Source organism: Actinoplanes sp. NPDC049548, assembly GCF_040676695.1.
Classification (GTDB): domain Bacteria; phylum Actinomycetota; class Actinomycetes; order Mycobacteriales; family Micromonosporaceae; genus Actinoplanes.
The window spans coordinates 243,554-263,095 of the sequence record NZ_JBFAPM010000011.1 but is presented as its reverse complement, the minus strand read 5'-3'; the positions used below and the strand labels follow the sequence as shown (position 1 = coordinate 263,095).

The 19,542-nt window shown below is 71.5% G+C and carries 20 protein-coding genes and 1 riboswitch; of the genes, 12 read left to right on the top strand and 8 right to left on the bottom strand.

What is annotated here, in order from left to right; genetic code table 11:
- Nucleotides 1-3 precede the first annotated feature (3 nt).
- The gene (locus tag AB0J80_RS22925; RefSeq protein ID WP_364708163.1) at nucleotides 4-498 is read left to right on the top strand and encodes a DUF6624 domain-containing protein; all 495 of its coding nucleotides are present in this window, start codon (nucleotides 4-6) and stop codon (nucleotides 496-498) included.
- Here the strand turns inward: AB0J80_RS22925 and AB0J80_RS22920 are convergent.
- Together AB0J80_RS22920 and AB0J80_RS22915 are read right to left on the bottom strand one after the other, a co-directional pair.
- Nucleotides 495-2,243, bottom strand: coding sequence for an ATP-binding protein (locus tag AB0J80_RS22920; RefSeq protein WP_364708161.1), 1,749 nt, complete (start codon nucleotides 2,241-2,243; stop codon nucleotides 495-497). The two genes, AB0J80_RS22925 and AB0J80_RS22920, sit on opposite strands and share 4 nt — an antisense overlap.
- Complete coding sequence (locus tag AB0J80_RS22915) at nucleotides 2,240-2,923, bottom strand: response regulator transcription factor (RefSeq protein WP_364708158.1); 684 nt, start codon at nucleotides 2,921-2,923, stop codon at nucleotides 2,240-2,242. Before AB0J80_RS22915 ends, AB0J80_RS22920 begins: the two co-directional genes overlap by 4 nt.
- A gap of 166 nt (nucleotides 2,924-3,089) precedes the next feature.
- On the opposite strand from AB0J80_RS22915, the gene asnB reads away from it, so the two are divergent.
- From asnB to AB0J80_RS22895, 4 genes are all read left to right on the top strand, one after another.
- On the top strand, nucleotides 3,090-5,033 hold the full coding sequence (gene asnB / locus AB0J80_RS22910; protein WP_364708155.1) for an asparagine synthase (glutamine-hydrolyzing): 1,944 nt from the start codon (nucleotides 3,090-3,092) through the stop codon (nucleotides 5,031-5,033).
- On the top strand, nucleotides 5,030-5,785 hold the full coding sequence (locus AB0J80_RS22905) for a DUF3152 domain-containing protein (protein ID WP_364708152.1): 756 nt from the start codon (nucleotides 5,030-5,032) through the stop codon (nucleotides 5,783-5,785). Before asnB ends, AB0J80_RS22905 begins: the two co-directional genes overlap by 4 nt.
- Before the next feature lie 77 nt (nucleotides 5,786-5,862).
- Nucleotides 5,863-6,720 carry an ATP-grasp domain-containing protein gene (locus AB0J80_RS22900; protein ID WP_364708246.1) on the top strand — a complete coding sequence of 286 codons (858 nt, stop codon included), beginning with the start codon at nucleotides 5,863-5,865 and terminating at the stop codon, nucleotides 6,718-6,720.
- A 95-nt stretch (nucleotides 6,721-6,815) separates the two neighbouring features.
- The gene (locus tag AB0J80_RS22895) at nucleotides 6,816-7,643 is read left to right on the top strand and encodes a DUF6745 domain-containing protein (RefSeq protein ID WP_364708149.1); all 828 of its coding nucleotides are present in this window, start codon (nucleotides 6,816-6,818) and stop codon (nucleotides 7,641-7,643) included.
- A gap of 37 nt (nucleotides 7,644-7,680) precedes the next feature.
- Here the strand turns inward: AB0J80_RS22895 and AB0J80_RS22890 are convergent, their stop codons facing one another.
- Nucleotides 7,681-8,436 carry a DUF3152 domain-containing protein gene (locus AB0J80_RS22890; protein ID WP_364708147.1) on the bottom strand — a complete coding sequence of 252 codons (756 nt, stop codon included), beginning with the start codon at nucleotides 8,434-8,436 and terminating at the stop codon, nucleotides 7,681-7,683.
- A 142-nt stretch (nucleotides 8,437-8,578) separates the two neighbouring features.
- Here AB0J80_RS22890 and AB0J80_RS22885 point away from each other — a divergent pair, with 142 nt between their 5' ends.
- The 7 genes from AB0J80_RS22885 (at nucleotide 8,579) to AB0J80_RS22855 (ending at nucleotide 15,875) form a co-directional block, all read left to right on the top strand.
- Nucleotides 8,579-9,223 (top strand): nucleotidyl transferase AbiEii/AbiGii toxin family protein, encoded by a 645-nt coding sequence (locus AB0J80_RS22885; RefSeq protein ID WP_364708144.1) that lies wholly within the window; start codon nucleotides 8,579-8,581, stop codon nucleotides 9,221-9,223.
- A gap of 298 nt (nucleotides 9,224-9,521) precedes the next feature.
- The gene (locus AB0J80_RS22880; protein ID WP_364708142.1) at nucleotides 9,522-12,008 is read left to right on the top strand and encodes a DUF3516 domain-containing protein; all 2,487 of its coding nucleotides are present in this window, start codon (nucleotides 9,522-9,524) and stop codon (nucleotides 12,006-12,008) included.
- A 1-nt stretch (nucleotide 12,009) separates the two neighbouring features.
- Nucleotides 12,010-12,279: a hypothetical protein gene (locus AB0J80_RS22875; RefSeq protein ID WP_364708141.1), complete on the top strand. Its 270-nt coding sequence runs from the start codon at nucleotides 12,010-12,012 to the stop codon at nucleotides 12,277-12,279.
- A 4-nt stretch (nucleotides 12,280-12,283) separates the two neighbouring features.
- The gene (locus AB0J80_RS22870) at nucleotides 12,284-12,805 is read left to right on the top strand and encodes a hypothetical protein (protein ID WP_364708139.1); all 522 of its coding nucleotides are present in this window, start codon (nucleotides 12,284-12,286) and stop codon (nucleotides 12,803-12,805) included.
- 151 nt (nucleotides 12,806-12,956) lie between these two features.
- On the top strand, nucleotides 12,957-13,601 hold the full coding sequence (locus tag AB0J80_RS22865) for an RICIN domain-containing protein (protein WP_364708136.1): 645 nt from the start codon (nucleotides 12,957-12,959) through the stop codon (nucleotides 13,599-13,601).
- Nucleotides 13,602-13,887: 286 nt separating this feature from the next.
- Entirely contained in the window at nucleotides 13,888-14,013 is a 126-nt protein-coding gene (locus tag AB0J80_RS22860) for a hypothetical protein (protein ID WP_364708133.1), read from the top strand.
- Nucleotides 14,014-15,632: 1,619 nt separating this feature from the next.
- Nucleotides 15,633-15,875 (top strand): hypothetical protein, encoded by a 243-nt coding sequence (locus AB0J80_RS22855; RefSeq protein WP_364708130.1) that lies wholly within the window; start codon nucleotides 15,633-15,635, stop codon nucleotides 15,873-15,875.
- A gap of 3 nt (nucleotides 15,876-15,878) precedes the next feature.
- Here the strand turns inward: AB0J80_RS22855 and AB0J80_RS22850 are convergent, their stop codons facing one another.
- From AB0J80_RS22850 to mgrA, 5 genes are all read right to left on the bottom strand, one after another.
- Nucleotides 15,879-16,226, bottom strand: a complete 348-nt coding sequence (locus tag AB0J80_RS22850) for a hypothetical protein (RefSeq protein ID WP_364708128.1) — start codon at nucleotides 16,224-16,226, stop codon at nucleotides 15,879-15,881.
- Between the two features lie 130 nt (nucleotides 16,227-16,356).
- The gene (locus AB0J80_RS22845; protein WP_364708125.1) at nucleotides 16,357-16,854 is read right to left on the bottom strand and encodes a pyridoxamine 5'-phosphate oxidase family protein; all 498 of its coding nucleotides are present in this window, start codon (nucleotides 16,852-16,854) and stop codon (nucleotides 16,357-16,359) included.
- Between the two features lie 13 nt (nucleotides 16,855-16,867).
- Nucleotides 16,868-17,656 (bottom strand): nucleotidyltransferase domain-containing protein, encoded by a 789-nt coding sequence (locus tag AB0J80_RS22840; protein WP_364708123.1) that lies wholly within the window; start codon nucleotides 17,654-17,656, stop codon nucleotides 16,868-16,870.
- Nucleotides 17,653-18,327 carry a nucleotidyltransferase domain-containing protein gene (locus AB0J80_RS22835; protein ID WP_364708120.1) on the bottom strand — a complete coding sequence of 225 codons (675 nt, stop codon included), beginning with the start codon at nucleotides 18,325-18,327 and terminating at the stop codon, nucleotides 17,653-17,655. The genes AB0J80_RS22840 and AB0J80_RS22835 overlap by 4 nt, the downstream gene beginning before the upstream one ends.
- Nucleotides 18,324-19,319 carry an L-glyceraldehyde 3-phosphate reductase gene (gene mgrA, locus AB0J80_RS22830; protein ID WP_364708117.1) on the bottom strand — a complete coding sequence of 332 codons (996 nt, stop codon included), beginning with the start codon at nucleotides 19,317-19,319 and terminating at the stop codon, nucleotides 18,324-18,326. The genes AB0J80_RS22835 and mgrA overlap by 4 nt, the downstream gene beginning before the upstream one ends.
- 59 nt (nucleotides 19,320-19,378) lie before the next feature.
- Nucleotides 19,379-19,472: riboswitch (glycine riboswitch) on the top strand.
- The last annotated feature ends 70 nt before the right edge of the window (nucleotides 19,473-19,542 follow it).

Genomic DNA, 19,542 nt, shown 5'->3' with positions numbered 1-19,542 from the left:
ACCATGACGAACGACGCGCTGGCCCAGGAACTGATCGTCATGACCGACGAGGACCGCGCCCTGCAGGCCGGGGCGCTCGGCGACGACCCCGCCGCGCAGCTGGCCCACCGGCGGGTGACCGTCCGCAACGCCGACCGGCTGGCCGCGATCCTGGACACGTACGGCTGGCCCACCGTGACCCTCGTCGGCGCGGACGCGGCGCGCCGGGCGTTCCTCATCGCCCAGCACGCCGACCGGCAGCTCGAGCTGCAGCGCCGGGTGCTGCCGCTCCTGGCCGCCGCCGTGGCCGACGGGGAGGCGGAGCCCGCCCACCTGGCGATGCTGGAGGACCGGGTACGGGTCAACGAGGGCAGGCCGCAGCTCTACGGCACCCAGATCGCCGGCGTAGCCGACGGCGCCCCGGTCCCGTGGCCCTGCGAGGACGCGGAGACGCTGGACGACCGGCGCGTCGCCGTGGGCCTTGAACCGTTCGCCGTGCACGTGAGCCGGTACAGCTAAGGGAGAGGCTGCACCGGCAGGTGCACGGTGAACATGGTGCCGATGTGCGGGACGCTGGTGACCTCGATGCGCCCGCCATGGTCGGTGATGATGCGGTGCGCGATGGTCAGGCCGAGGCCGGTGCCGCCGGTCGCCCGCTGCCGGGCCGGGTCGGCGCGCCAGAACCGGTCGAAGACCCGTGGCAGATCGGCCGGCGCGATGCCCACGCCGGTGTCCCGTACAGTCAGCACCGCCGTGCCGTTGTCGGCCCGGACCCCGACCAGGACCTGGCCGCCCCGGTCGGTGTAGCGGATGGCGTTGGTCAGCAGGTTGCCGAGCACCTGCCGCAGGCGGTCGGCGTCCGCCTCCACCGGGATCGGCCGCGGCGCCTCCACCAGCAGGGTCACACCCGCCTCGGCGGCCACCGCCCGGTGCGCCGTCGCTGTGCCGGACGCCAGCTCCGCCAGGTCGAGCGGCGCCCTGGTGTAGTTCAGGTCCCCGGCCTCCGCGAGCGCCAGCACCTGCAGGTCGTCGAGGATGCGTCGCTGCAGCAGGGTCTCCTCGTGCAGAGAGGCGAACAGCTCCCGGCTCGGTTCGACCACTCCGTCCGACAGGCCCTCCAGATAGCCGCGCAGGTTCGACAGCGGTGTACGCAGCTCGTGGGCGACGTCGGCGACCAGCCGGCGTTGCCGCTCCTCGCTGCGTTGCAGCGCGCCTGCCATGGCGTTGAACGACGCCGAGAGGTCGGCGAGCTCGCCGCCGCCCCGCGCCGGCACCCGCACGTCGAGCTGGCCGTCGGCCAGCAACCGGGACGCCTCGGTCAACCGCCACACCGGCAGGCTCACGCGGCGGGCGATCAGGGCGGTCCCGGCCAGGGCGACCACGACCAGGCCCGCGGCGCCGAGCGCGGCCGGGCGCCGTAGCTCGCCGATGTCGGTGTCGGTGGGGGCTCCCAGATGCAACTGCAGGGGTACGGCGGACGACGTGCTCACACCCCTCGTGAACGCGGAGTGGAGGCAGATGCGCACCGAGTCCGCCGATCCCGGATGTATGCATCTGCGGTAGGTGCTCCAGATGTCCAGCGACCACGCCTTGTCGGCGAGCACCTGTCTGGTCGCCGTGGCGAGACACTTCGGGTTCGCCTGGATCTGCCCGGCGGCCAGGTACGGCGCCTGGTCGGAGGGCAGCTCCGGCTCGCCGATCACGCCGGCGTCGGCCAGGCATCGGACCGCTGTCAGCGCGGCACGGTACTGGGCGGCCTGACGCAGCATCAACGCGGCCGCCGAGCCGCGGACCGGGTCAACGGGATCGGGGCCGAACAGCTGGGTGGGCAGCACCTGCGAGAAGGACAGCGGCACGTCCTTCACGGGTGGCAGAAGGTCCCGCGACCGCACCAGCTCGGCGACGGGCGAGCTCAACGACGGGCGTGGGTCGATGTCGAGCGCTGCGCCCTGCACCGGTCCGGACGTGTGCCCCCTCAGTGAGTCGGAGTCGACGAGAACCTCGCCGTCCTTCGTGCTGAGCTGGATGTGCAACCCGGTTCTGCCGGACAGGTCGCGGACCACCCCATCCAGGCCCGGCCAGCGCCCGCGCACGCGCCCGAAGCGCTGCACCGCGTCGATGATCTCGGTCTGGTGCTGCACCCTGGCCTGCTGCGACCGGGTCACCGCCCGGGAGGTGAGGCTGAGGGTCAGCCAGGCCGTCGCCCCGATCGCGGTGACCGCCACGATCATCACCAGGGTGAAGATCCGCAGCCGGAAGCTCATTGGTCGGCCATCCGGTAGCCGCGGCCGTACACGGTCTGCACGTACCGCGGCTCGGCCGGGTCAATTTCGATCTTGCGGCGCAGGTTCACCACGTGGGCGTCGACCGTACGCTCGGACACGTCGTGCTCGAAGCCGAACGTCTTGTCGATGATCTGGCCCCGGGTGAAGACCCGGCCGGGCTCCCGGGCGAGCAGCTCGACGATCCCGAACTCCTTGGCGGTCAGGTGCACCGGCACGCCGGCCACCCGGACCTCGAACCGGCCGCTGTCCACCTCCAGGTCACCCACCCGCAGGACCGACGCGGTGCCGCCGGTCGCACCGGTGCGGCGCAGCAGGGCCCGTACCCGTGCCGTCAGCTCCCGCGGGCTGACCGGCTTGGCCAGGTAGTCGTCCGCGCCGATGTCCAGCCCGAGCAGCATGTCGTTCTCCGACGAGCGGGCGGTGACGAGCAGGATCGCGATGGTCGACTCGGCGCGCAGGATGCGGCACACGTCGAGGCCGTCGACCAGCGGCATCATCACGTCCAGTACGACCAGGTCGGGCCGCCGCGCCCGGGCAAGGTCCAACGCGGCCCGCCCGTCACCCACCGTGAGCACCTGATGCCCCTCCCGCTCCAGGTACAGGCGGATGAGCTGGGCATGCTTGGGATCGTCGTCGGCCACGAGAATACGAGCGGTCACGAAGCGATTCTCGCTCGGCGGGCCGACCGCACCAAGGAATGTGCGTTTCCTGTGAAGACCCGTTCCGATTCCGGTGCCGGTGCGGATCTCGGCGACTTCTTCACAAGTTCTTCGTCGCGATCTTCCTACGGTGTGCCACCCATCGCCGCAACGACAGGAGTGCCCGATGTGTGGTCTCAGCGTCTTCGTCAGCAGCCGCCCGAACGCCGGTGTGCCCGACCCGGAGTCGGCCGATGTGTTCGCCGGGGCGCTGGAGACGATGCACCACCGCGGCCCGGACGACACCAGGGTCGAGTACGGCGACGGCGTCGCCTTCGGTTTCAAGCGGCTGGCCGTCGTCGACCGGGCCGAGAGCGCCCAGCCGGTCCATTACCCGGTCGACGGACCGCAGGCCGGGCGCTGGACCGTGCTCTTCAACGGCGAGATCTACAACTACCGCGAGCTGCGCGCCGACCTCGTCCGCGAACACCGGGCGACGTTCGCCACCCACGGCGACTCCGAGGTCCTCGCCGCCGCCTTCCACCACTGGGGTGCGCAAGCGCTGCCCCGGCTGCGCGGCATGTTCGCGTTCGCCGCGTACGACCACGTCACCGGCACGCTGCACGCGGCCCGTGACCCGTTCGGCATCAAGCCGCTGTATCTGCTGGAGACCGCCGACGGTGTGTTCCTGGCCAGCGAGCGCAAGGCACTGTTGCCGTTCAGCGGCGACTCGGGCTCCGCGCTCGACACCGACGCGCTGGCCCACTACCTGACCTTCCAGTACGTGCCGGACCCGCTGACCCTGCACCGACAGGTGCGGCGGCTGCCGCCGGGGCATCGGCTGACCTGGACCCCGAGCGGCGGCGTGCGGCAGGAGCGCTACTTCCGGCCCTCGCTGCGGCCGCTGGACGTGCAGCCGGAAGCCGCGCACCAGACGATCCGCGACGCGTTGCGCGACAGCGTCCGGCGGCACCTGCAGGCCGATGTGCCGGTCGGCGCCTTCCTGTCCAGCGGCGTCGACTCGTCGGCGATCGTCGCGCTGGCCCGCGAGGCGAAGCCGGGCCTGCACGCGTTCACCGCCGGGTTCGCTCAGGAGGGCTACTCCGAGATCGAGGTCGCCCAGGACACCGCCGCGCAGCTCGGCGTGCGGCTCACCCCGACCGTCGTCACCGAGGACGACGTGCTGCGCGAGCTGCCTCGCATCGTGCAGCTGCTCGACGACCCGGTGGCCGACCCGTCGCTGATCCCGCTCTACTTCCTCGCGCAGACCGCGTCCCGCTATGTGACCGTGGTGCTCTCCGGCGAAGGCTCGGACGAGTTGTTCGGTGGTTACACGATCTACCGGGAGCCGATGTCGCTGGCCGGCGTGGAACGGCTCCCGGCCGGTATGAGACGCGGCCTGCGCCACCTGTCGCACGTTCTGCCGGAGGGCATGCGCGGGCGCAGCTTCCTCGAGCGGGGCACGACCCCGATCGAGGAGCGCTACTACGGCAACGCGCGCATCTTCGGCCCGGCCGAGAAGGCCGCCCTCCTGCGGTTCACGGCAGAACCCCACACCGCCGTGACGTCCCACCTGTACGCCGAGACGGCCGACGTCGACGACGTGGCGTCCATGCAGTACGTCGACCTGCACACCTGGCTGCAGGGCGACATCCTGGTGAAGGCGGACCGGATGTCGATGGCGCACTCGCTGGAGCTACGCGTACCGTTCCTCGACCAGGCCGTGTACGCGGCCGCCGCCGGCCTGCCCACTGAGCTGAAGCTGCCGCACGGCACCCGCACGACCAAGCACGCCCTGCGCGAAGCCATGCGCGGCATCGTCCCGGAGTCCGTGCGCGAGCGCCGCAAGCTCGGCTTTCCCACGCCCACCCGGCTGTGGCTCAAGGGCGCGATCGGCGACTGGGCGGGGGCGCTGTTCGCCGACTCGCAGGCCGGCCACCTGCTCAACCTCAGCTACGCTCACCGCCTGCTCGCCGAGCACCGTGCGGGCGTCGCGGACCACTCCCGCAAGGTCTGGACCGTGGCCATGTTCTGCCTGTGGCATGCGATCACGGTCGAGAAGACGATCGTCCCGGCGCCGCCACGCGGAGCGGCTCAGCCCGCCGGTGCCGGAGCCGATGGTCGGGTGTGACTCGGATCCGGTGGGCGGCGGCGCTGCTGCTCGCCGTGCTGCCCGCGGCAGCCGGGTGCGGCGCCACGTCGGCGCCGGTGGCCGCGGAACCGCCCGCGCCGCAGCCCTCACGCGCGGCGGTTGCACCGGCGCGGGCCCCGAAGATCACCTACCCGGCACGCGGCCGGGCGCAATGGTGGACCGCACCCGCGTCGGCGCGCACCGGCGGAAGCAGGGGGAGGCTGCTGCGCTACCGCGTCCGCGTCGAACGGGACATCCGCGGGCTCGCGCTCACCGGCTTCGCCGACGCGGTGTCGGCCGCGCTCGACGACCCGCGGGGCTGGACGGCCGGCGGCGCGCTGCGGCTGCGGCGCTCCGGGCTCGGCCAGCCGTACGACTTCACGATCTACCTGGCCACGCCCCGGACACGCGATGCGCTGTGCGGCAGCGCGGGGGACGCGTACACGTCGTGCCGCAACGGCGACAAGGTCGTGCTCAACGTGGCCCGCTGGGTCAAGGGCGTCTCCGGCTACGGCGCACCCCTGAGCGTCTACCGCCAATACATGGTCAACCACGAGGTCGGCCACCGCCTGGGCCACGGCCACGAACGCTGCCCCGGCAAGGGCCTCCCGGCACCCGTCATGCAGCAGCAGACCCTCGGCCTGCACGGCTGTACGGCGTACCCGTGGCCGTACCGGTCCGGCCGGCGCTACGCGGGTGCCTCCGGCGCGTACCCCGACCCGCTGCCCGCCCCCGAACGGGCCCGCCGGTAACTGCGCGTCTCTCGAGACGCGGGCCTTCGGTAAAGCTGTGGATCTCCGGCGCGGGGACAGGGATCATCTCGGGCGTGATGCTGCTGCTCCCCGCGGACGTGCTCAGGCCTCGTCGTCCGGACGACCATTTCGCGGGCGAGGCCCGCGCCGCTCGAGAAGCCGGGCTCGATGTCGCTCTCATCGACCATGACGCGCTCACCACCGGCGGTGGCGCTGTGGGGGCGCTGGCGCGCGTGCCGGAGCCGACGACCGAGCGCGCGGCGATCTACCGCGGCTGGATGATGCGGAGCGAACAGTACGAGCAGTTCGCGCAGGCGCTTGCACGACGAAACATCCTGTTGCTCACGAGCCCGGAACAGTACCGGCAGGCACACGAGCTTCCCGGCTGGTACGCGGCGCTGGCCGATGTCACCCCAGCATCGGCTTGGACGTCCGGCGACACGCCTGACGGTTTCGCACGCGCCTGCACCGACCTGGGTCCCGGCCCAGCAGTTCTGCGTGACTACACCAAGTCGATGAAGCACTACTGGCGCGAAGCGGCGTTCATCCCGGATCTCGCCGACAGGGATGCCGCATGGGCCGTCGCCCAGCGGTTCCGTCAGTTGCGCGATGACGACTTCACGGGAGGGTTCGTCCTGCGCCGCTTCGAACGGTTCGTCTCGGCTGAGGTGCGGACGTGGTGGGTCAACGGTGTCTGCCGCCTGATCGGTCCCCATCCGGACACGCCCCACGACGACCCGCGGGTGGAGATGGACCTCACCGACGCCGAGCCGCTCGTGGCCGCCCTACGCCTACCGTTTGTGACCGTCGATTTCGCCCTTCGTGATGACGGCGTGTGGCGGGTCATCGAGATCGGCGACGGTCAGGTCAGCGATCGGCCAACCACCATCAGCCCCGAGAACTTCATCGCGAACATCACCGGAACGGGCAGCTGACCGCGAGCGGCAGGCCCGCCGATTACGGGTTGTGCCGCCCGCTACCCTCGACACATGATCATTGCTGACCGAAAGGGCGTGCGCGCCCTCGCGCGTTGACCGCCGCCGTGCGGCGCAGGGACGCCGCCGCCGTTCTCCTCGATCACTGGCACCGGGCCGACGAAGGGCGCCGGGAGTGGCTCGCCGCGGGAGTTGCCACCGGGGCCGCCGACCGGGAGACCGCCGAACAGATCCTCACCCGCTTCTATCTGCGGCACGGCCGTGCCCGGCCGCGGTTCGCCTGGGTGGACTCGCCGGCCGCCGACCTCCCGCACACCGCTGGAATTCCCAGCCACGAGGACCTGCACGCGTGGCTGCGCCCGCATCCGCCGGCAGGCCGGCCGCCGATCGCCGTCGACATCGCTGCGAGCTGGACCCGGCTACGGGCCGCCCTCGACGAGGCCGCCGTCCATCCCGATCTCCAACCGGTACGGCCGCGGCGCAAGGGTGACAAGCCGTGGCCCGTCCTGCCACCCGTGCCGGCACTCGAAGCCGGGGTGCCGCTGCGCCTGGTGCTGGACCAGAGCGTCCGCCAGGCGCTGCGGACGGCGCTGATGCACGGCGTCGCGCTGCCGGTGCGGGCCGCTCTCGGCCCGCCGGCCACGCTGCCGATCTGCTGGTACGGCCAGCAGGAAGCACCGTGGATCGCCCACCATGACGTCCTGCGCCGCCTCGGCCTCGCCCAGCCGGCCGCCCGCGACGCCGCCCACCTCGACGAGTGGGCCGCCCTGGCCCGCGCCACCGGCTGGTGGTGGCCCGGCGAGCAGGTCTGCGTCCTGGTGGAACGCCCGTCCCGCATCGGCCCCGTCGCCCTCGCCGACGATCCGCTCGCCGCCCCGGTACGCGCCACCGTCGAGTACCGCGACGGCACCGTCTTCCGCTGACCGCCCCGGCCGGGCGCCACACTGTGGTGCCCGGCCCTCAACCCGCCGACCCGCGGTCCCGCGGCGGCATCGGGTCGTCGTACTGGCCGGACGGCCCGCTGTAGCGCCTGCCGTCCCGGTACGGCCACGGCTGCGGCCTGCACCCGTGCATCCCGAGGGTCTGCTGCTGCATGACCGGTGCCGGGCGACCCTTGCCGGGGCACATCTCGTGGCCCTGGCCGAGGCGGTGGCCGACCTCGTGGTTGACCATGTACTGCCGGTAGGCGGCCAGGGGTGCGCCGTAGCCGGGGACACCCTTGACCCAGCGGGCCACGTTCAGCACGACCCTGTCGCCGTTGCGGCACGACGTGTACCCGTCCGGGACGTCCTGGCAGAGCGTGTCGCGCGTACCCGGGGTCACCAGGTAGATCGTGAAGTCCCGGGCGTCCCGGACGCCGACGCGCCGGAACGACCGTCCGCCGCCCGCGGTCCACCCGCGGGGGTCGCCCAGGGTGGCGGCGACCGTGGCGGCGAACGCGGCCGGGCTGATGCCGGTGATGTCCTTCTCCACCAGCACCCGGTAGCGCAGCGCGCCGCCCTGTCCGGCCGCCTCGGGCTCTGCTTCGGCGCTCGTGAAGGTGCCGCCGCCGGCCCTCGGGTAGGTGACCTTCAGCCGCGGCGCCGGTGAAGGCGGCGCGGCGGACGACGGCCGGGACGCCGGCGCCGGGGATGCGCTGCCGGAGGTCATGACGCCGCATCCGGCCAGCAGGAGGACCGCGAGGACGGCCGGGACGACGGGGCCGCGGATGATCATGAGCTCTCTCCTTCGCACGGGGGAGGGGTGTGCGCAGGGAGAGACTGGTGAAGGGCCCGAATAGTTGATCTCGTTCGCTGTCAACCTTTCCGGCGGCTCGCCCGTCCTAGGGGCGGCCCCGGCGGCCCGCTACGGTCTTTCGGTGACTGCGAACATCGACGACTTCTACCGCGACGTCGCCACCATCGCGCTGACCGCGGCGCGCCGGCACGGCTTCGTCCTCGGCGGCGGGGTCGCCTGGCTGGTCAACGGCCTGGTCCGGCGCCCGACCGAGGACATCGACCTGTTCACCGACACCGCCGGCGCGGTCGAGGCGGCCGCGGCCGAGGTGACCGGTGCCCTGACCGCCGCCGGCTACCAGGTGTTCCGCGAGGTCGCCGACGAGATGTTCGTGGGCATGGACGAGGACCTGCGCGAGTACCACGTCGCCGACGGCCGCCGCGCCCTGCGGCTGACCCTCACCCGGCTCGACCGCCGGAGGGCGCCCGTGGTCATGGACGTCGGGCCGGTCATGCACCTCGACGACCTGGTCGCGTCCAAGGTCGCCGCCCTGGTCAACCGCCGGGAGGTCCGCGACTACATCGACGTCGCCGCCGCGCTGGAGCGCTACCCGCTGCCCCGGGTCCTGGAGCTGGCCCATGCGCTGGACGACACCCTCGAGGACGACGACATCGCCGACGCCGGCCGCTACCTGGACCGCCTCGACGACGCCAGGTTCGCCGTCTACGGGCTCTCCGCCGCCGACGTCGCCCGGCTGCGGGAGCGGCTCGCCGGCTGGCCCCGCTGAGCGCAACCGTTTCGCAACCGCAGGCGTCCCGACCAGCAACCACGCGGGCCGAATCTTGCTTCAGCGAGGCCAGTCAGCACCAGAAAGGCTCCCGGAATGCGCCACCGAATCGGATCCACCATCGCCGTCTTCGCCGCCGTCATCGGCCTCGCGGGCAGCGTCGCCGGCCCGATCTACGCGGCGTTCGCCGCGTAGGTCAGCGCTCCAACTCCACAGCAAGGTCCCTTCCGCGGCCGGGCGCGCATGCGCCCGGCCGCGGTGCTGTCCGCGGACGGCCTGCTCATAGACTGGCCGCATCATGAATCTCACCGACCGCCTGCCCGGCACCGCCGAACCCGACGCCGTCTTCGACGCCTTCCAGACCTGGGTCGCCGAGCAGGGCCTGACGCTCTACCCCCACCAGGAGGAGGCGCTCATCGAGATCGCCACCGGGGCGAACGTCATCCTCAACACCCCGACCGGCTCCGGCAAGAGCCTCGTGGCGACCGGCGCGCACTTCGCGGCCCTGGCCGACAAGCGCACCACCTTCTACACCGCCCCGATCAAGGCGCTGGTGTCGGAGAAGTTCTTCGCCCTCTGCGCGGTCTTCGGCGCGCACAACGTCGGCATGCTGACCGGCGACGCCAGCGTCAACGCCGACGCGCCGATCATCTGCTGCACCGCCGAGATCCTCGCCAACCTGGCCCTGCGCGAGGGCGCCGACGCCGACGTCGGCCAGGTCGTGATGGACGAGTTCCACTTCTACGCCGAGCCCGACCGCGGCTGGGCCTGGCAGGTGCCGCTCATCGAGCTGCCGCAGGCGCAGTTCCTGCTGATGTCGGCGACTCTGGGCGACACCACCCGCTTCGTCGAGGACCTGACCCGCCGCACCGGGCGCGAGACCGCCGTCGTCGCCAATGCCGAGCGGCCGGTCCCGCTGATGTTCTCGTACGCGATGACGCCGCTGCACGAGACGATCGAGGAGCTGCTCAGCACGCGCCAGGCGCCGGTGTACATCGTGCACTTCACCCAGGCGGCCGCCCTGGAGCGCGCCCAGTCGCTGATGAGCATCAACATGTGCACCCGCGCCGAGAAGGACGCGATCGCCGCGGCGCTGGGCAACTTCCGGTTCACCGCGGGCTTCGGGCGTACGCTCTCGCGCCTGGTGCGCCACGGCATCGGCGTCCACCACGCCGGCATGCTCCCCAAGTACCGCCGCCTGGTGGAGACGCTCGCGCAGGCGGGCCTGCTCAAGGTCATCTGCGGTACGGACACCCTCGGCGTCGGCATCAACGTGCCCATCCGCACGGTCCTGTTCACCGGCTTGAGCAAGTACGACGGCGTGAAGACCCGGCTGCTCAAGGCGCGCGAGTTCCACCAGATCGCGGGCCGCGCGGGCCGGGCCGGCTTCGACACCCTCGGCACGGTCATCGTGCAGGCGCCCGAACACGTCATCGACAACGAGCGCGCGCTCGCCAAGGCCGGCGACGACCCCAAGAAACGCCGCAAGGTCGTCCGCAAGAAGCCGCCCGAGGGCACGATCGGCTGGGGCCAGCCCACCTTCGACCGCCTCGTCGCCGCCGACCCCGAACCGCTGACCTCGTCGTTCCAGGTCTCGCACGCGATGCTGCTGAACGTCCTGGCCCGCGGCGGCGACCCGTTCGCCGCCCTGCGCCACCTGCTGACCGACAACCACGAGGAGCCCGCCGCGCAGCGCCGGCACATCCGCCGCACCATCGCGATCGCCCGCGCGCTGCTGGCCGGCGGCGTCATCGAGAAGGTCGACGGCACCTACCGCCTCGTCGACGACCTGCAGCTCGACTTCGCGCTCAACCAGGCCCTGTCGCCGTTCGCGCTGGCCTGCCTGGAACTGCTCGACCGCGAGTCGCCGGACTACCCGCTCGACGTCGTGTCGGTCATCGAGGCCACCCTGGAGGACCCCCGCCAGGTGCTCTCGGCCCAGCAGTTCAAGGCCAAGGGCGAGGCGGTCAACGCCATGAAGGCCGAAGGCATCGAGTACGACCAGCGCATGGAGCTCCTCGAGGAGGTCACCTACCCGAAGCCCCTGCGGGATCTGCTCGAGGCCGCGTACGAGACCTACCGCCGCGGCCACCCGTGGGTCGCCGACCACGAGCTGAAGCCCAAGGCCGTCGTCCGCGACATGTACGAGCGCGCGATGACCTTCACCGAGTACGTGTCCTTCTACGGCCTGTCCCGCTCCGAAGGGCTGGTGCTGCGCTACCTCGCCGACGCGTACCGGGCGCTGCGGCAGACGGTGCCGGAGGACGCCCGTACCGAAGAACTGACGGACCTGATCGAATGGCTGGGTGAGCTGGTCCGTCAGGTCGACTCCAGCCTGCTCGACGAGTGGGAGCGCCTGCGCAACCCGGGAGCGGAGCTCGCCGAACCGTCCCCGCTCGACGACAGGCCGCCGGCGGTCACCCGCAACACCCGGGCCTTCCGCGTCCTGGTCCGCAACGCCATGTTCCGCCGCGTCGAGCTCTTCGCGCTGCGCCGCGCCGAGGACCTGGGCGAGCTCGACGCCGAGTCCGGCTGGACGACGGACCGCTGGATCGAGGCCCTCGAGGACTACTACGCGGAGTACCCGGTGGTCGGCACCGGTCCGTCGGCCCGCGGCCCGGCCTTCCTGCACATCGAGGCGGGCCCGGCGGTGTGGAAGGTCCGCCAGGTCTTCGAGGACCCGGAGGGCGACCACGACTGGGGCATCGAGGCGGAGGTCGACCTCGCGGCCAGCGACGAGGCGGGAGCGGCAGCGATCCGTATCACGGCCGTGGGACCGCACTGACGTGCGCGCCCCACTGCGCCGCCTGCAGTTCGACGGGCGGCCGTACCGCTGGCAGGCCCGCGTCGTCCGCGAACCGGGCCGCCGGGTGCTGCGCCTGCGCATCTTCGGCTCGGGCAAGACGGGCCGGGCGCTGCAGGTCGACCTGCTCCAGCCGCAGGGGGAGTACGACCACCCGTCGGCGGACGACGTGCGCGCCCTGATCGCCCGGGGCATCGAGGCCGGCTGGGACCCCGACGCCAAGGGCGGCACCTTCCCGCTACAGGACGGATGACCTCGTGGCCTATGGAGTGGTCCTGCGCCCGGACGCGCCGACGTCACGGTCGCTGATGGAGCTGTCCCACACGATCGGGGACGGCCACGAGCCGCTGATGCTGCTGGGAGAGCAGGCCCCGCCGCACGTGTCGGTGCTGCACGTCGACTGTGCCGCGACCCAGGAAGCGGGCATCGCCGCGGCGACCGCACCGCACCGCGGCCGGACCTTTGAAGCGACGGTCATCGGCCTGCTCTACTCGGTGGTCCCGCCCGGCGACCACTACGTTCCCACGGGCGGCTACTACTTCGGCCTCGAGATCATCCGCACTCCGGTCCTGGACGCCCTGCACCAGGAGTTCCTGCGCCTAGGGCATCCGCCGCTGGGCCTGGTCGACCGGGACTACCGCCCGCACATCACCCTCGGCGTGACCGCGCAGCCACCGGCGCTGCCGCCGCTCACGCAGGTTCCCGCCGGCGTCATCCCGTTGACGATGGCCAGCGGGCCGGTCGGCCCCTTCGGCACGTTCCCCCACCTGGTGCGCTGACGCTCGCCCGGCGGTGGGGCTTCGAGCGTCCCTGAAGCCGTCCCTCACCGTCCCTCACGTCCCGGGACAGGGAGGGACGGCTCAAGCCTTGTCCTGTTCGGAGCGTGGTCGCCAACCTCGATACACCGGCGACGTGCCGGCAAGGACCCGCATGAGGGGGACGATCGTGTTGAAGATGTTCACGCGCCGCGGCCTGGCGGTCGCGGCCGCAACCGCCATGGTCACGGCGGCGGTGGTGACCGGTAGCGCCACGGCGGCGCCGGCCGCTCCGGGATCCGCCGATCTCGGCACCATCGGCGCTGCTCCGGTGCCGGCGCCGGCGGCGAAGGCGGACCGGGCCGCGGTGAAGTCGAACAGGCAGAGCAGCTCGCTGGCCGACGTCTACTGGCACTGGTACAACTACAACTCCGGCAAGTGCCTGGGCATCGCCGGGGGCAACATGGCCAACGGCACCAAGGCCGTCCAGTGGACCTGCCTGGACCACCCGGACCAGTTCTGGCTCTCCACGCCCCTGGACGACGACCGCTACTACCAGTTGCGCAACCAGGCCAACAACAACAAGTGCCTGGGCGTCCCGGGCGGCACGAAAGACAGCGGGGCGCAGCTCGTGATCTGGGACTGCAACGGCCACACCGACCAGCTCTGGAGCCCGGTCCGCAACGCCTCGACGGGCGCCTACGCGTTCCTCAACTACAACTCGGGCAAGATCATCGGAGTCGGCGGCGGCTTCCTGGACGATGGCGCGCCCGTGGTCCAGTGGGACTGGGAGGGGCACGCCGACCAGCTCTGGTACTAGCCTCAGCAGGCGAAGGTTCCCGGGCCGGTCCTCGGCCCGGGGCTCTCCCTTCGCGGCTGCCGGCGTAGCCGAGCGCGGCACCGCTGCCCGGCCGGCGGCGTCGAGCTGCACGCTGGGGAACAGCCGGACATCGGCATCTCGCCGCACCCTTCGGCAGGCTGCCGTCCGTCACCCTGCCGGAATGAGCTGCCGGGTGAGCAGATCAAGGGAGGTCGCCAGGTCGTCGGCGGTCGCCAGGCGGTACCGGTAGCGGCCGGACAGGGCGGCGGCCCGGTCGACCACGTTCATGTCGGCGTCACCGTCAGCGGTGCTCTCCTGGCCGGCTCTCGGGCACCTTGGCGCCCTCACCCCGGTCGACGTCGTGTACGGCGAGGCGACCTTCGGCGCCACCCTGCCGGCACTGGCGCCGTAACGTTCGTAAGGACCGGCACCACTTGGGAGCCTTGACCGCCCGGTGGTGCCGACGGTCGCTCTCGAGCCCGTTCACGCTCCGTGCAAGAAAACGTGAAGCCAGTCGCGGAGCGAGTGCACGGATCTGCTGAGATGAGTTCATCATCGAAAGTTTTCGCGGAGGGTCTCGTTCGCCTTTCCGCCGCTTTCGGCGGCGGTCGCCGCGCTGGTTCGGTGGGACAATGGCCGCTGATTGGATGACGCCGAGGTATTCGCGCGCAGGGAAGCGGCGGTCGGATGGTGACCGAGCCCGTTTTCTGGTCGCAGGGATTGCCCGGCACGATGCGCGGCTGTCGCGCCCGGCGTGAGGTGGTGGGCCGGCGGCCCGCGCCTGTTGCGCGGCCGCCGTCTCGAGTCGGTGCTCCGCTGCGCCGGCGCTTCGCACCTTGCCGTTTGCAGGTGCGGTGCCTCGGCCCGGGTCGTCGTCTTGTGCTGGCCTGTCCGGCTGGTCGGGAGGATGAGCTGGGCCACCCGGATACGTCATGCTGGGCGGCGCTCCGAGCCGCCGATCGCCCGGGCGCGGGTGGCTGAGGTGGGAATCGCTGCGGTGCGAATCGCCGGGGCGTGAGTCGCCAGGGCGGGGGTGATGAGGGCCGCGCTGCGGCTTCGCGGGCTGCTCCGCGGTCTCGCGTGGCCGGCGCAAGCGCCGGGAATGACGTCGCACCAAGCCCCACGAGCGGTGCCGTGCATGCTCGCGCCGGAACTCTTCAGCGGCCGGTGAATAATTGCGACGCAGCGTCCGGTCCCGCACATTCTTCGTGGGGAACAATGCGAGCTGCGTCATTTCCCCATTGTCTCAGGCGCCCCTCATGATCCACGAAGATGACCGCCCGTATTTCATATCAAGAAATGATCCGTGGTCACCTGTATGATCCGCTGGTCCGGCCTTACGAAAACAGTTACAGGACACTGAGGTCGAGCGCGTTGATCTGCCGCCGACAAAGCGCACCCTGTCCCGACGCCCGTCACCGCGCGTGGACGGTGCGTTGGGTGACGACAGGTGAGCCGGTCCTCGCTCAGGGGGTGGCGCCGAAGCTCGCCGCGGCTCGTCACCGATCTGCGGATGGACCCGCGCTCCGCGCGAGACAGTCCTTCCGCCCGCGCGGTGGGCGTCAGCCCGGATGTCATCGCGGCGAAGGGTCGTCGCCTGCAGTGCCGTGGCGGCCGCGCCGACCTGCTTCGTGCTCAGGGACTTCTGCTGCTTGTACCCAGGTCGGCACCGCGTCGGCGAACAGCTTCTCGCCGTACCGGACGTCGACCGGGAAGCCGGCCCGCTCGTGGAGGATCGCGATCGCGTGCCAGACCTCGTGCGTGCTCAGGTGCCGCGGTAGTTTCCGTTCCGTATGGTCATCCGGGCCCGGACGGCCCAGAGTGAGGCATGGCCCGTGAACCGTCGGAGCGTCGCGCCGACCCCGCCGCGTCGATCAATGCTTTTGCGCGCCGGCTGAGCGAGCAGCGGCAGTCGCAGGCGGCCTCACGCGTGCGTAGGGTGCTGCCTGTCCCTGCCTCGCATGCCGCCGAGCGGGAGCTGTGCGGTCGCTTCGCCCGGCTGGGCCCGCGACCGTCGGACGGGCGGCGGCGGTGGTGGCAACCCGCGGCTGGTACTGGGTCTTCACGACTTTCGTTGCCACGCCGGAGCCCGACAACGACCTGCTTCGCGGGCAGGCGTTCCTGGCGTGGCGGGACGCCGGCGGCGGCGTCGTCAAGAGTCTGACGGTCCTGCCCGATGGAGAGGTCACCGGCGACCTCGCCGCCTTCGGCATGGCGGAGATCCAGCGGAACATCGCCAAGTTCGTGCTCGGCGCCGACCGTCCGTTCAGCTGATGCTCACGGGCGGCCGGCGCGCCGCAATGCCGGGTGCCGGGCCTCCCAGGCCGCACGCACGCCGCGAGGCAGGTTCAGCTCGGGCCACACCCGCACGAGTGTCCCCCCGTCGATGTGGGCGCGCAGCTCGTCGATCCGCACCGCCTCACGCAGCACGTTCTCGTACATCCACAGCAGCATCGTGTGCTCGCCCAGGTCGAAGGCGCGCTGCGGATTCCACCAGAGGCGCAGGGGTAGCTCCACGAGCCCGTGGGTCGGGCCGGTCAGCTCGGCGAGGGTCCCGGCGACCAGGACGGGCCGGTACGGCCGCGCCAGGTAAGCGACCGGGGCGTCGAGCGCGCGGGTGGACATGGAGACCAGCGTAAACCGACTCACGCACCTACCGATAACCCCTAGGTTCCTAGGATGCTCTACGCGCAGAGCGCCAGACCACAGCACGCCCGGAGAACCAGCCGGGCGCGCTTCGGGCCGGAAGAGGGGATCAGGCGCGCCGGCGTTCCTCGCGCTGCCTTACGAGTTCCTCGACCGCGCTCGGCAGCGTCGTCTCGAAGTCGATGAGCTTGGCCCACGTCGGCGTGACGACGATGCGGACCATGCCGTCGTAGAGGGAGCGCACCTCCGCCTCCCACGCGACCCGCTGCTCCGGCGTCATCTCGTAGGTCCCGTTCATCTGCAGGTACTCGTCCGGGATGCCGTCGACGACGTCCAGCTCGGCCCGGCCGCGGATGAGCAGGATCTTCGGCGGATGCACCTCGGTGTCGATCGTCAGCGCGACCATCGGGTTGCGGCGCAGCGCCGGGAGCTTCGGGGCGTTCTTCGTGGTGCACATGACGATCTGCGACCCGTTCCAGGTGAACGCGATCGGTACGGCGCGGGGTGTGCCGTCCTCGGCGACGTATGCGAGCCGGGTCAGGTCGCGGGCCAGCAGCTCGCGGCTGAGGGGGCGGTCGAGGATCTCGGTGATCTGGTTCGGTTGCATGGTGGTTCCTCGCTCACGGGCTCGGCGTCTGATGCCCCTGGGACGAAGCCGGAACCTCGTTCTCGACAAGGCGGGTGCGGACCACCAGTTCGTGCAGCGCCTCGACCGCCGCCGGGTCGGCGTGCGCGGGCAGTGCTGACGTGTCCCGGGCCGACTCCAGCTCGGTGCGCAGACGTTCGATGTCCTGGAGCACGGTGGAGCGCAGTGAGTCCGGGAAGGCCCCGTGCTCCGCGGACCGCTTGAGGTCGATGAGCGTGGGGACGTAGCGCAGGGAGCTGAGCAGTCCGAGGTCGGCGACGACTTCGCCCGTACGCATGAGGTGGATGCCGGTGTGCAGGACCCGCAGCGTGTACAGCGCGGGCTTGAGCTCGCCGGTCTTGGCGAACAGCCGCTCCTGGGTTGCGGCGAACCCCAGGTAGTGGTGGGCGTGGTGCGACGTGATCAGGCCGGGGGCGAGGGCGACCAGCTCGCGGTGGACCGGCGAGGTGGTGACGACGAGCGGGGACAGCAGCTGCTCGAGCACGTAGCCGTTGCGGCTGGTCAGCATGCGGGCGAACTTGAGCAGGTCGTGGCTGACGACGTCGAGCTCGACGCCGTCGCGCCAGGTGTCGGTGCTGATGGTCTCCGGGCCGGTGCGCAGCCCGACCACCTCGGCGGCGGGGAGGATGTGGCTGGCCCGCAGGTCGAGGTCGCTGTCGACGGAGGCGAAGCCGTACAGGTGGGCGCCGCTGACGGTGGCGAAGACGGTGGGGTAGGGCAGGGCGGCGGCTTCCGCGGCCCAGGCGGGCACGTCGACGGTCACTGCAGACCCCTTTCCCGTACGCCGGTGAGCAGTGCGTCGACGGCGGCCCGGTCGGGTTCGTCCGGCAGGGTGCTGGTGGTCTCCGCGTCGGCCAGGTCGGCCTGCAGCTGCTCGGCCCACGAGACCACGGATTCCCACGGCTCACCACCGCTTTTGATCCGCAGGAGCTGGTCGCGCAGGGGGCGGACGTCGACGAGGACCTCGCCGGTGCGCAGGACGTGGGCTCCGGCGAGGAGCAGGCGGATCATGTGCATGGCCTGTTTGTGGTTGGTCTCGCCGGTGCGTTTCCGCCGGGCGGCGACGCGTTTGAGCTGGTCCTGGGCGTACGCGCCGTAGGTGTGGGCGACGTGGCGGGAGAGGAACGCGTGGCGGGCGGCGCGCAGTTCGTGGCCGTCGGCGGTGGCGTGCTCGACCAGCGGGGACCAGAGCACTTCGAGGACGGTGGGGTTGGCCTGCAGGGCGAGGGTGCAGAACCGCTCGATCTCCCAGGTGAACTGCTCGTCGCGGGGGCCGTCGAGATGGGTGGGCGGCTTGTCGAGGTGCCAGAAGGCCCGGGTGGGTGCGGCGTACACGCCTCGGCGGTCGTGGTCGGAGTCCGGGCCGTCGAGGCCGTACGCGCGGGAGCCGACCACGACCGCGAGGATCGTGCGGGGTGGGTAGAGCTCGGTCACAGGTCGAGGACCGTGGCGTCGATGGCGTCCAGCTCGTCCTGGGTGAGGGCGGGGTTGCGCAGGGCGGCGACGTTGGTCTCGAGCTGCTCGACGCTGCTGGCGCCGATGATGAGGCTGGTCATCCGGGAGTCGCGCAGGGCCCAGACGAGGGCGAGCTGGGCGAGGCTCTGACCGCGGCGCCGGGCGATGTCGTTGAGGTTGTGGATGCGTCCCATGGTCTGGGGGTCGAGGTCGCTCTCGTCGAGGAAGACGCTCGTACGCACGCGGGAGTCGGCGGGGATGCCGCCGAGGTAGCGGTCGGTGAGCAGGCCCTGCTGGAGGGGGCTGAAGGCGATGCAGCCGGCGCCGACGCGTTCGAGCGTGTCGAGCAGGTGGTCGCGTTCGATCCAGCGGTTGAGGATCGAGTAGGACGGCTGGTGGATGAGCAGCGGGGTGCCGAGCTCCTGGAGGATGGCGGCGGCCTGGGCGGTCTGCTCGGCGTTGTAGTTGCTGATGCCGACGTAGAGGGCTTTTCCGGCGCGGACGACGGCGTCGAGGGCCGCCATGGTCTCCTCGAGCGGGGTGTCGGGGTCGGGGCGGTGGTGGTAGAAGATGTCGACGTAGTCGAGGCCGAGGCGCTTGAGCGACTGGTCGAGCGACGAGACGAGGTACTTGCGCGAGCCCCAGTCGCCGTAAGGGCCGTCCCACATGGCGTAGCCGGCCTTGGTGGAGATGATGATCTCGTCCCGGTGGGCGGCGAGGTCGGTGTGCAGGATGCGGCCGAAGTTGGTCTCGGCGCTGCCGGGCGGGGGCCCGTAGTTGTTGGCCAGGTCGAAGTGGGTGACGCCGAGGTCGAAGGCGCGGCGGATGATCGCCTGCTGCCGCTCGAGGGGGCGGGCGTCGCCGAAGTTGTGCCAGAGGCCGAGGCTGAGCGCGGGCAGCTGGAGGCCGCTGCGCCCGGCGCGGCGGTAGGTCATGGTGGCGTAGCGGTCGTCCGCGGGGGAGTAGGTCACACGCCACAGCCTAGGGACACGTGATCGACATCGGTGCGCTGGTAGGTTGAAGGGGCCGTACCACTCTCGCGGGAGAGACCGCCGGTCCGCCGGTGGCGCCGAAGGGGCAAATCCTCCCCGGAACCTCTCAGGCAAAAGGACCGCGAGGGCAGGCGACTCTGGAGTGCGCTCGTGGGTATGACAGAGGGGGAGGTTGCCCGTCGACCTCCGCAGCCCCCTGGAG